This is a genomic window from Streptomyces sp. NPDC030840, assembly GCF_055572015.1.
Genome location: NZ_JBVIEE010000007.1, coordinates 204,264 through 215,804 on the forward strand (window position 1 = coordinate 204,264; position 11,541 = coordinate 215,804).

8 protein-coding genes are annotated in these 11,541 nt (G+C 71.0%); 2 read left to right on the plus strand and 6 right to left on the minus strand.

What is annotated here, in order from left to right:
• Nucleotides 1-77: 77 nt before the first annotated feature.
• The 4 genes from ACZ49J_RS18025 to nsdA form a co-directional block, all read right to left on the minus strand.
• Nucleotides 78-2,537, minus strand: a complete 2,460-nt coding sequence (locus ACZ49J_RS18025) for a [protein-PII] uridylyltransferase (RefSeq protein WP_467449112.1) — start codon at nt 2,535-2,537, stop codon at nt 78-80.
• Between the two features lie 22 nt (nt 2,538-2,559).
• Nucleotides 2,560-2,898, minus strand: coding sequence for a P-II family nitrogen regulator (locus tag ACZ49J_RS18030; RefSeq protein ID WP_003993253.1), 339 nt, complete (start codon nt 2,896-2,898; stop codon nt 2,560-2,562).
• Nucleotides 2,895-4,235, minus strand: coding sequence for an ammonium transporter (locus ACZ49J_RS18035; RefSeq protein WP_467449113.1), 1,341 nt, complete (start codon nt 4,233-4,235; stop codon nt 2,895-2,897). The genes ACZ49J_RS18030 and ACZ49J_RS18035 overlap by 4 nt, the downstream gene beginning before the upstream one ends.
• Before the next feature lie 340 nt (nt 4,236-4,575).
• A complete protein-coding gene (gene nsdA, locus ACZ49J_RS18040; RefSeq protein WP_467449114.1) occupies nt 4,576-6,051 on the minus strand; it encodes a transcriptional repressor NsdA in 1,476 nt (491 codons plus the stop codon).
• A 470-nt stretch (nt 6,052-6,521) separates the two neighbouring features.
• On the opposite strand from nsdA, the gene ACZ49J_RS18045 reads away from it, so the two are divergent.
• Complete coding sequence (locus ACZ49J_RS18045; protein WP_467449115.1) at nt 6,522-7,178, plus strand: bifunctional DNA primase/polymerase; 657 nt, start codon at nt 6,522-6,524, stop codon at nt 7,176-7,178.
• Nucleotides 7,179-7,276: 98 nt separating this feature from the next.
• On the opposite strand, the gene ftsY is transcribed toward ACZ49J_RS18045, so the two are convergent.
• A complete protein-coding gene (gene ftsY / locus ACZ49J_RS18050; RefSeq protein ID WP_467449116.1) occupies nt 7,277-8,488 on the minus strand; it encodes a signal recognition particle-docking protein FtsY in 1,212 nt (403 codons plus the stop codon).
• Nucleotides 8,489-8,837: 349 nt separating this feature from the next.
• Between ftsY and ACZ49J_RS18055 the strand changes: the two genes are divergently transcribed.
• Nucleotides 8,838-9,809 (plus strand): LLM class flavin-dependent oxidoreductase, encoded by a 972-nt coding sequence (locus ACZ49J_RS18055; RefSeq protein ID WP_467449117.1) that lies wholly within the window; start codon nt 8,838-8,840, stop codon nt 9,807-9,809.
• 132 nt (nt 9,810-9,941) lie between these two features.
• On the opposite strand, the gene ACZ49J_RS18060 is transcribed toward ACZ49J_RS18055, so the two are convergent.
• Nucleotides 9,942-11,360: a sugar porter family MFS transporter gene (locus ACZ49J_RS18060; protein WP_467449118.1), complete on the minus strand. Its 1,419-nt coding sequence runs from the start codon at nt 11,358-11,360 to the stop codon at nt 9,942-9,944.
• Between the last annotated feature and the right edge of the window lie 181 nt (nt 11,361-11,541).

Sequence of the window (11,541 nt, forward strand, 5' to 3'; positions counted from 1 at the left end):
TGGGTGCGGTGGGGTCTCCACCCGTTCTGTACGGAGCCTGGGCGCCCCTGTCGGCCAACCCTGGGCGCCCCTGTCGGCTAACCCCGCAACGTCTCCTCCAGCGCCCGTGCCACCGCGGCGGCCTCCTCCCCCGGCAGCGGCACCCCCTTGGCGCTGGTCACGTAGAAGGCGTCCACCGCGTTGGCGCCGAGCGTGCTGACGTGCGCGCTCCGCACCCGTACGTTCGCGTCCTCCAGTGCCCGCCCGATGCGGAACAGCAGCCCGGGCGCGTCCTGGGCGCGTACCTCGATCACCGTGGCGTGGTGGGAGGCGGCCGGGGCGACGGTCACCCGCGCCGGGGGCGCGACCACACCGCGGCGGCGCGGGTACGCCGCGTCGCGCTCGGCCAGGCGGGAGGCGATGTCCAGGGAGCCGTCCAGGGCCCGTACCAGGTCGGCGCGGAGCCGTGCGGCCTGGGGCAGGGAGCCGTACTGCGCCGCCACCCGCCAGTTCAGCAGGAGCACGGAGCCGTCGACGGCGTCGGGCAGGTCCAGGGCGCGCAGCTCCGCCGTGCGCACGGTCAGGCGGTGCACGGCCAGGACGCCGGCGACCGCGGGCAGGACACCCGGCTGGTCGGGCACGGCGATGAGCAGCTCGACGCCGAGGGGCTCGGGCTCGTCGGAGGACTTGTCGTCACTCTCGCCGGGCGGCTCGGTCTGGGCGCGCAGGGCCAGGACGGGGCCACCGGTGCGGAACGCCTCGATGGCGAGCCGCTCCTGCTCGGCGGTGGGCGCCTCGTCGTCCGCCTCGGGTTCCTCGGGGGCGTCGCCGGAGAGCACCGCCGCCACCCGCTTGACCAGGTCGGCGACCAGTGAGGCGCGCCAGGAGGACCAGGCCGCCGGGCCCGTGGCCAGCGCGTCCGCCTCGGTCAGGGCGTGCAGCAGCTCCAGGGTGCCCTGGGAGCCGACCGCCTCGGCGACCGAGCGGACCGTCGCCGGGTCCTCCAGATCGCGCCGGGTGGCCGTCTCCACGAGCAGCAGGTGGTGGCGTACGAGGGTGGCGAGCACGGCCACGTCGTCGCGGTCGAACCCTATGCGGGCGGCCACGTCCTTGGCGATGATCTCGCCCGCGACGGAGTGGTCGCCGGGCCAGCCCTTGCCGATGTCGTGCAGGAGCGCGGCGACCAGGAGGAGGTCGGGGCGGTGGACGCGCCGGGTGAACTCGGAGGCGCGTACGGCCGTCTCGATCAGGTGCCGATCGACCGTCCACAGGTGCACGGCGTTGCGCTGCGGACGGCAGCGCACCCTCTCCCAGTCGGGCAGCAGGCGGGTGATCAGGCCCTCGGCCTCCAGCGCCTCCCAGACGTCCACGGTCGGGCGGCCGGAGCCGAGCAGCGTGACGAGCTGTTCGCGCGCCTCGGCGGGCCACGGCGTGGGGACGGGACGGGCGGCGGCCGCCATACGGCGGACCGCGTGCAGCGAGAGGGGCAGTCCGGCCTGGGCGGCAGCGGCGGCGGCGCGCAGCGGCAGGACGGGGTCGCGCTCGGGGCGGGCGGCCCGCGCGAGCACCACCTCGCCGTCCTGCTCGACCACGCCCTCCGCAAGCGGGGAGCGCTCGGCGGTGGGTTTCCCGCCTCCGAGCATGGCGCGCAGTCGCGGCCGCACGGCGCGCGAGCGCAGCACGCGCCCCACCTCGCGCCAGGTCACGTCCGTGGCGTACGAGATGACGCGGGCGGCCTCGTACACCTGGCGCAGCAGCGTGTCCGCGTCCAGCAGACCGAGTTCGGCGGCGACCTGGTCCTGTTCCTGGAGGGCGAGCCGGTCGGTGGCGCGGCCGGTGGTGAGGTGCAGCGCGTCCCGTACGTCGAGGAGGCGGCGCCTGGCGTCGGCGAGGCCCTCGCGGGGTGCGTCCGCGAGCCAGGAGGCGGCGACGGCGCGCAGGGCCGTGGCGTCCCTCAGGCCACCGCGGGCCTCCTTGAGGTCGGGTTCCAGCAGGTACTGCAACTCCCCCTGGCGCTCGGCGCGCTCGGCGCACAGCTCCTGCAGTTCCGGGAGTCGTTTGGGCGCCTGGTTGCGCCAGTCGGCCAGCACGGCGGTGCGCAGGCCCGCGGTCAGTCCGAGGTCGCCCGCGATGTGGCGCGCGTCCAGCAGGCCGAGCTGCACCTTGAGGTCCTCGCCCGCGGTCTTGCGTGCCTCGGCGGGTGTGCGCACGGAGTGGTCGAGGGCGAGGCCCAGGTCCCACACCGGGTACCAGATGCGGTCGGCGAGGGCGGCCACCGCGTCCGCGTCGCTCCCGTCGTGGAGGAGCAGCAGGTCGAGGTCGCTGCGCGGCGACAGCTCGCCCCGGCCGTAACCGCCGACGGCGACCAGCGACACACCGCGCAGATCTTCGGCTCCGGCGGTGAAGAGACCGCTCAGCCAGTCGTCCGTGAGCTCGGCGAGGGCCGCACGGCGCGGCGGCCCGGACCGCGCCCCCTCCTGGAGGAGGCGCAGCCGGGCCGCCGCGTAGCCGCTGGGTCCCGAGTCCTCTGCTTCCGTACGTACGTCCGTACTCGTCACCCAGCGACTCCTGTTCTTCTCGTCAGAGCGCGTCCGGGCCGCGCTCGCCGGTCCTGACCCGGACGGCCGTATCGACCGGGATGGACCAGACCTTGCCGTCACCGATCTTGCCGGTGCGGGCCGCCTTGACGACGACGTCGATCAGCTGTTCGGCGTCGTCGTCCTCGACCAGCACCTCGATGCGGATCTTGGGGACCAGGTCGACCGTGTACTCGGCGCCGCGGTAGACCTCGGTGTGTCCCCGCTGACGACCGTAGCCGCTGGCCTCGGTGACCGTCAGTCCGTGCACTCCGAAGGCCTGCAGGGCCTCCTTGATCTCGTCGAGCCGGTGCGGCTTCACGACGGCGGTGATGAGCTTCATGCGTCCACCTTCTTGCTCTCGGCCGCGGCGGCGGCAGCGACGGCGGTCTTGGCGGCGCCGCCGCCCGCACCGCTGAAGTCGTATGCGGTCTCGGCGTGCTCCGCCTGGTCGATGCCGGCGACCTCGTCGTCCTCGGAGACCCGCATACCGATCGTCTTGTCGATCAGGAAGGCGAGGACCGCGGAGGCGACCAGGGAGTAGGCGAGGACGGCGAACACACCGGCGCACTGCTTCCAGAACTGGGCCAGGCCGCCGCCGTAGAACAGGCCGGCGACATCGGACTGTCCGTGACCGCTGGCGAAGAAGCCGATCAGCAGGGAGCCGACGACACCGCCGACGAGGTGGACACCGACGACGTCCAGCGAGTCGTCGTAGCCGAACTTGTACTTGAGGCCGACGGCCATGGCGCACAGCACACCGGCGATGGCGCCGACGGCGATCGCGCCGAGCGGGGAGACCGCACCACCGGAGGGGGTGATGGCGACCAGACCGGCGACCGCGCCGGAGGCGGCACCGAGCGTGGTGAACGCGCCGTGGCGGATCTTCTCGTAGATCAGCCAGGCGAGCATGGCGGCGGCGGTGGCGATCTGGGTGTTGACGAACATCAGCGCGCCGACACCGTCATCGTTGCCCAGCCACGAACCGGCGTTGAAGCCGAACCAGCCGAACCACAGCAGACCGGCACCGAGCATGACGAGCGGCAGGCTGTGCGGACGCATCGGGTCCTTCTTGAAGCCGACGCGCTTGCCGATGACCAGGATCACGCCGAGCGCCGCGGCACCCGCGTTGATGTGGACCGCCGTACCACCCGCGAAGTCGATCACACCCAGCTCGAAGGCCCAGCCGCCGGCGCCCCAGACCCAGTGGGCCACCGGGAAGTAGACGACCGTGGCCCACAGCGCGACGAACAGGCTCCACGCCGTGAACTTCACGCGGTCCGCGATGGCGCCGCTGATCAGGGCGGGCGTGATGATCGCGAACATCAGCTGGAAGACCAGGAAGACGAAGATCGGGATCGTGTAGCCGTCCCACAGCTGCGTCAGGCCGATGTTGCTGAGGCCCAGCCAGTCGGAGTTCCAGCCGATGATGCTGCCGGAGTCCGTACCGAAGGCCATGGAGAAGCCGTACAGCACCCACAGGATGGTGACGATCCCCATGCTGATGAAGCTCATCATCAGCATGTTCAGCGTGCTCTTGACGCGGACCATGCCTCCGTAGAAGAAGGCGAGGCCCGGGGTCATGAGCAGCACCAGGGCAGAACAGATGAGCATGAAACCTGTGTTGGCGGCAGAGAGCTTGGGCGCCTCTGCGGCTAGCGTGATGGCGGTTGATGCCATCGGCGTCTCCTCGTCAATAGGTACGGCCCCGTGCGGGCGAAGCCTGAGCGGAATGAGGGGTGGGCCGGTTATGCGCCACGAGATTGACGCAGCGCGGTTTCGGTGGAGGCCCCTCGATGTTTCGCCGCCGTGACGAAGGCACCCCGCGTGTTACGCCTTGATGAACTGCCGGATGTCGGACCGCACGATCGTTATCGTGACGCAACCTTCGGTAAAGCCCCGGGCAAGGGCACGCGTACCGGCCGCGGGCGGCCATCCGATGACCTGGCATGGGGGAGCCGAGTCGGGTAGTCGGGATGGCCGGCCGCGGCCGGAGTCTCGGGCTCTGGAGCGGAGGGCGTCAGACCGCTTCGGCGGTCTCGGGCAGGTGCTTGGCGAGCTGGTCGGTGAGGTCCACGACCTCGGCGAGATCTCCGAAATCGCGTACGGCCGTGTCGACGGTCTTTCGGATACGAGTGGTGACCCGCTCGGAACGCACCTTTCGGGCGACCTCCATGGCCCTCCGGGCGAGCACCGCGCCCTGCTCGGGCTCGCGCTGCAGCAGGTGCACCGTGGCCATGCCGATCAGGTTGAGTGCGTACGACCGCTGGTGCTCGCCGTCCTCCGCGAACAGGTCGACGGCCTTGCGCATCACGGGCTCGGCCATGGAGGCGTAGGTGGGGCTGCGGCCCGCGACATAGGCGAGGTCGCGGTAGGAGTGGGAGTTCTCCCCGTACAGCTCGGCCTCGGAGAAGAAGCGGATCCAGTCCGGGTCCGGCTCGTCCCACTCGTCGGCGTCGGCGAAGGTGTCCTCGGCCATGCGGACGGCCCGCTTGCACCGGCTGGGCTGGCCCATGTTGGCGTACGCGCGGGCCTCCATCGCATACAGCATGGACTGGGTGCGCGGGCTCGCGCAGTCACGGCTGCCGTACTGCGCGAGGTGGATCAGCTCCAGCGCGTCATCGGGGCGGCCCAGATGGATCATCTGACGGCTCATGCTGGACAGCACGTACGACCCGAGGGGTTTGTCGCCCGCTTCCTTGGCGGCGTGCAGGGCCAGGACGAAGTACTTCTGGGCGGTCGGCTGGAGCCCGATGTCGTAGCTCATCCAGCCCGCCAGCTCGGCGAGCTCCGCGGCCACCTTGAACAGTCGCTTGGCGGTGGCCTCGGGCTGGGGCTCCTGGAGGAGGTCCGTCACCTCGTGCAGCTGGCCGACGACCGCCTTGCGGCGCAGGCCGCCGCCGCACTGGGCGTCCCACTGCCGGAACATCACGGTGGTGGACTCCAGGAGGTCCAGCTCGGGCCTGGACAGCCTGCCCGGACGACGCGCGGCGCCGGCGGGCTCCGGCGCCTGGCGGGGGGCCGGGGGCGAGGGCACCAGCCAGCGCTGCATCGGTTCGATGAGGGACGGGCCCGCAGCGAGGCCCAGCGAGGTTCCGAGGAAGCCGCGCCGCGCCAGCATCAGGTCGCTGCGCGAGAACTCGCTGATCAGTGCCACGGTCTGCGGGCCCGTCCAGGGCAGGTCGACGCCGGAGGTGGACGGGGACCGGTGGGCGGCGCGCAGCCCCAGGTCCTCGACGGCGACGACACAGCCGAACCGCTCGGAGAACAGCTCGGACAGGATCCTGGGGATCGGCTCGCGCGGGTTCTCGCCGTCGAGCCAGCGGCGCACGCGGGAGGTGTCCGTGGAGATGTGGTTGGCGCCGAGCTGGCGTGCTCTGCGGTTCACCTGGCGGGCGAGCTCACCCTTGGACCAGCCGCTCCGCACGAACCACGAACTCAGGAGCTCGTTGGGGCGCTTGTCAGCGTTCGTACCGCCTCCGCCGTTGCCGCCCACTGGAACGCCCCCATTCCTGAAACCACCTGTGCGCTGTGTGCGCGAAGCTGTGCGCTGTGTGCACCAAGCCCTATCAGAATGCCGGTCGCCGCGGTCACGCTTCCGGCCGCTGCCACCCATCGAACGGGAACTCGACTTGCCTCCGGCATACCCACGAGCGCATGCGCCCCGGGAACTCGTACACACACAGTAATCCTACGATCACCCGTCCAGCCATGGGCAATCCGGAAACGCCACCATTCGCCACCCCTTCGAATGAACTCATCGTCGCCTTCACGCGATTCACTTGACACATGACGGCCGGGGGTGGGCGGAGCGATGCATTCAGAGGCGCGCGCCGTCGAGCCCACCACCCGGAGCACCACCTAGCGCCACCGGGACGAGCCGCCCTCCGGACGGGGCCGGAAGCACAGCGTCACGATCCGGTCTCGTCTCGTAACCGCTGGCGCGCCGGACCCGTTGGAGGGGGTATGGGCTTCACGATCGGCGGCATTCGGGACATGCGATCCGGCGCGCGCCGGCGCGGCCGCTCGTCGGAATGCACCGCCGTGGCCGAGTTCACGGGACTCTGGGGCTGGGACGTGGTCCCCGGGGCGCGGGCCGCGGCGGGAGCGTGCTCCTGCGGCCGGATGAGTTGCCGTACGCCCGGCGCGCATCCCCTCGACTTCGCGCCCCTGGTGCCCGCCGGAGCGACGCTCGACGAGGTGACCACGGCCTGGGCGGAGTTCCCCGGCGCCTCGGTCATGCTGCCGGTGGGCCGCGCCTTCGACGTGATCGAGGTCGCCGCCCCCGCGGGACGCCGGGCCCTGGTCCGGCTCGAACGGATGGGCCTGCCCCTCGGCCCCGTCATCGCCACCCCCGAGGGCCGCGCCCAGTTCCTCGTCGCCCCGGGCGGGGCGGCCGAGCTGCCCGAGCTGCTCTACCGCATGGGCTGGGACGACCCGTCCTCGCTCGACCTGCGCGGACTGGGCCCGGGCACGTACGTCACGGCCCCGCCCTCCGACCGAGGGGGCCTGGGCCCGGTCCGCTGGCTCCGCTCCCCCGCCCTGGACTCGGCGACGAAACCACCCGCCGCGCGCCTGCTGCTGGGCACGCTGGCGTATGTGGCGCACCGGTCGCGGGCGTAGTGCCGCGACCGGCACCGTTCGCCCCGCCGGGAACAACAGCGAAGGACCCCATCACGTGATGGGGTCCTTCCGCGAATTCGTACGGCTGGTACACACGCTCACTCGCCGATGAGCGCATCCACGAACGCCTCCGGCTCGAACGGCGCCAGGTCGTCGGCGCCCTCTCCCAGACCCACCAGCTTGACCGGCACGTTGAGCTCGCGCTGGACGGCGACCACGATGCCGCCCTTGGCCGTGCCGTCGAGCTTGGTCAGCACGATGCCGGTGATGTCGACGACCTCGGCGAAGACGCGGGCCTGGATCAGCCCGTTCTGACCGGTCGTCGCGTCGAGCACCAGCAGCACCTCGTCCAGCGGGGCCTGCTTCTCGACGACGCGCTTGACCTTGCCGAGCTCGTCCATGAGGCCGGTCTTGGTGTGAAGGCGGCCCGCCGTGTCGATGAGGACGACGTCGGCGCCGATCTCCTTGCCCTCCTTGACGGCGTCGAAGGCGACGGAGGCGGGGTCGCCGGCCTCCGGGCCGCGCACGGTGTGGGCGCCCACCCGCTCGCCCCAGGTCTGCAGCTGGTCGGCGGCGGCGGCACGGAAGGTGTCGGCGGCGCCGAGGACGACGCTGCGGCCGTCGGCCACCAGCACCCGGGCGAGCTTGCCGGTGGTGGTGGTCTTGCCGGTGCCGTTCACGCCGACGACCATCACGATGCCGGGCTTGCTGGTCTCCGGCTCCGTCTTCACGGTGCGGTCCATGTCGGTACCGACCAGCTGGAGAAGCTCCTCGCGGAGCAGCCCGCGCAGTTCCTGAGGCGTGCGGGTGCCGAGCACCTTCACACGCTCGCGCAACCGCTCGACCAGCTCCTGGGTGGGCTGCACGCCCACGTCGGCGGTGAGGAGCGTGTCCTCGATCTCCTCCCAGGTGTCCTCGTCGAGGTGCTCGCGGGAGAGCAGCGTGAGCAGCCCCTTGCCGAGGGCGTTCTGCGAGCGGGAGAGCCGGGCGCGCAGCCGGACCAGGCGGCCGGCGGTGGGCTCGGGGATCTCGATCTCGGGAGCTACGAGCTCTTCGACGGAAGGCGGCTCCTCCACGGCGACACCGGCCGAGCCGTCGGGGAGATCCACCTCCTCGATCGTCCGGCGCGGTTCGTCGCGCGGCGTCTCGGCCTCGTCGCCGACGTGCGGCTCGGCCGGGGGTGCGGTGATGTCGGGCGTCGTGGGGGGCGCCGGCGGCAGCGGCTTCTTTCTGCGGCTGCCGATGACGAGTCCGCCGATCGCGGCGAACACGACCACGGCGATGACTAGAACAAGGATGAGGATTTCCATAACGCAACCCAGTATGGCGTGACGCCCGGCTCGGCTGTTCGTTGTCCACGCGGGGCTGTAGGCCCCACCGGGCTGGTTCCAACCCGGCTGGTGCTGATCGCGTGAGACTCGATCGCTCGCTGAGCGGCCGAGCAGCGTGAGCCAGGAATCCCCTCATTCACGGGGGGAGGGTTCAAAACGGGACCAGTATGCGAATCCCGTCGGGTACGCGAGCAGCGTCCCCAGGGTGTGTCACGGCTCATGCGGTGGGCCGTGACACACCCTCGCCACAGTCACACGATCGCGACTATGGAAACCTGACTGTCCGTCAGCTAACGTCCCTCTCCACCTACGCCACGAGGGGGTCCCCATGCCCGTCACGGTCGTCCGTTTCAACCTCGTCGAGCCCGGCGCGACCCCTGCGTCGCTGAGCGCCCGGTACCGGGCCGCCGTCGAGATGGCCGCGTACGCCGACGACCGTGGGATCACCACCGTGCAGACGGAGGAGCACCACGGGGTCGCGAACAACTGGCTGCCGTCACCGTTCGCCTTCGCGGGCGCGGTCTTCGGGGCGACCCGGCGGATCGCGGTGACCGTTTCGGCGGTCATCGGGCCGCTGCACGATCCGCTGCGGCTGGCGGAGGACATCGCCGTGCTGGACCTGCTGAGCGGTGGCCGGCTGGTGACGGTGGCCGGGATCGGGTACCGGCCGGAGGAGTACGCCCTGTTCGACGTGGAGTGGAAGCGGCGCGGCAGACTCCAGGACGAGGTGCTCGAGACGGTGCTGAAGGCGTGGACGGGTGAGCCGTTCTCGTACCGGGGCCGCATGGTCCGCGTCACTCCACGTCCGTACACCGAGCCGCATCCGCTGCTGCTGGTCGGCGGCTCGTCGAAGGCGGCGGCCCGGCGGGCGGCCCGTCTCGGTCTGCCGTTCTTCCCGAGCGCGCACCTGCCGGAGCTGGAGGCGTACTACAAGGAGCGGCTCGTGGAGTACGGCACCGAGGGCTGGACCATGATACCCGCGGCCGAGACCCCGCTGCTGCACGTCGCCGAGGATCCGGACCGGGCGTGGGCGGTGTACGGCGAGCACTTCCTGCACGAGGCGCGGACGTACGCCTCGTGGCAGTCGGAGGACACCCGCTCGGCGGTGAAGTCGTCCGCCACGACGGTGGACGAACTGCGCGCCGAGGGCGTGTACCGGATCCTCACCCCTGACGAGTGTCTGGCGCAGGGCCTGGACAACTTCGTCCTGCATCCGTTGTCCGGCGGGATGCCGGTCGACGAGGGCTGGCGCAGCCTGCACCTGTTCTGTGAGGACGTGCTGCCGCGGCTCTCGGACTGATCTCGGCCTGATCCCGGACTGAATACGCCGCCCCGGCCCGGGCAGTGGCCGGGACGGGGCGGCGGAGGATACGAGGAGAGGGGCGGCGGGGACTTGGCCCCTCTCCCCGGGTTCGGTGGGCGGCCCGGCGCGTTACCCCATCTCCTCCAGCGCCTTGCCCTTGGTCTCCGTCACGAACCTGAGCACGAAGGGGATGGAGAGCGCGGCGAAGACCGTGTAGATCACGTACGTCAGGGAGAGGTCCCAGTCGGACAGGGACGGGAAGCTCGCGGTGATGGCCCAGTTGGCGATCCACTGCGCGGAGGCGGCCACACCCAGGGCGGCGGCGCGGATCCTGTTCGGGAACATCTCGCCGAGCATGACCCAGACGACCACACCCCAGGACAGGGCGAAGAAGAGCACGAACACATGGGCGGCGATCAGCGCGATCCAGCCCTGGGCGGCGGGCAGCCTGCCGTCGACAAGGTCGTACGAGAACGCCCAGGCCTCCAGCGCGAGTCCGGCGACCATACCGACGGAACCGATGATGGCGAGCGGGCGGCGGCCGATGCGGTCGACGAAGATCATGGCGATCACGGTGCCGACGATGTTGATGATCGACGTCGTGAAGGAGTAGAAGAACGAGTCCGTCGGGTCGACGCCGACGGACTGCCACAGCGTCGAGGAGTAGTAGAACGCGACGTTGATGCCGACGAACTGCTGGAAGACCGACAGGCCGATGCCGATCCAGACGATCGGCTTGAAGAGGAAGCCGCCGCCGAGCAGGTCCTTGAAGGTGGACTTGTGCTCGCTCCGCATGGCGCCCTTGATCTCGGCGACGCGGGCGTCCAGGTCGACGCCCTCGCCCTCGATGTCGGCGAGCACCTCGCGGGCGCGCGCCTCCTTGCCGGCGGAGATCAGGAACCGCGGGGACTCGGGGATCGCGAACGACAGCAGTCCGTACAGCACGGCCGGGACGACCATCACGCCGAGCATGACCTGCCAGGCCTCCAGGCCCAGCAGCTCACCGCGCTGGTCGCCGCCCGCGGCGTTGAGGAGCGCCCAGTTGACCAGCTGGGAGACGGCGATGCCGATGACGATCGCGGCCTGCTGGAAGGAGCCGAGGCGGCCGCGGTACGCGGCCGGCGCGACCTCGGCGATGTAGGCGGGGCCGATCACGGAGGCCATGCCGATGGCGAAGCCGCCGACCACGCGCCAGAAGGCGAGGTCCCAGAGGGCGAAGGGCAGCGCCGAGCCGACCGAGCTGACGGTGAACAGCACGGCCGCGATCTGCATGCACCGGATGCGGCCGATGCGGTCGGCTATGCGGCCCGCGGTGGCTGCGCCGACGGCGCAGCCGATCAGCGCGATGGCGATGACCTGCGCCAGCGCCGCGGAGCCGATGTCGTAGCGGTCCCGGATGGCCTCGACGGCGCCGTTGATCACGGAGCTGTCGTAGCCGAAGAGGAAGCCGCCCATCGCGGCCGCCGCCGCGATGAAGATGACGTGGGAGAGATGCTCGGGATGAGCGTCCCGGGCTCCAGACCTTGATTCCTGCGCTGTGCGGGTCACGTGTACTCCTCGGGCCACCGGCGTCGCTGCCGGCGTGGGGGTGAGCCCTTCAAGGTGGTGACACCTGAAGGCAAAACCAACGTTGCCGAGACTATGCCTTCAAGTTTCGAAGTCAATAAGCGGGTCTGCCCAAGCGGTGAGGCGCAGGTGAGAGCCTTGAGTTCAAGGTTTGAAGAAATGG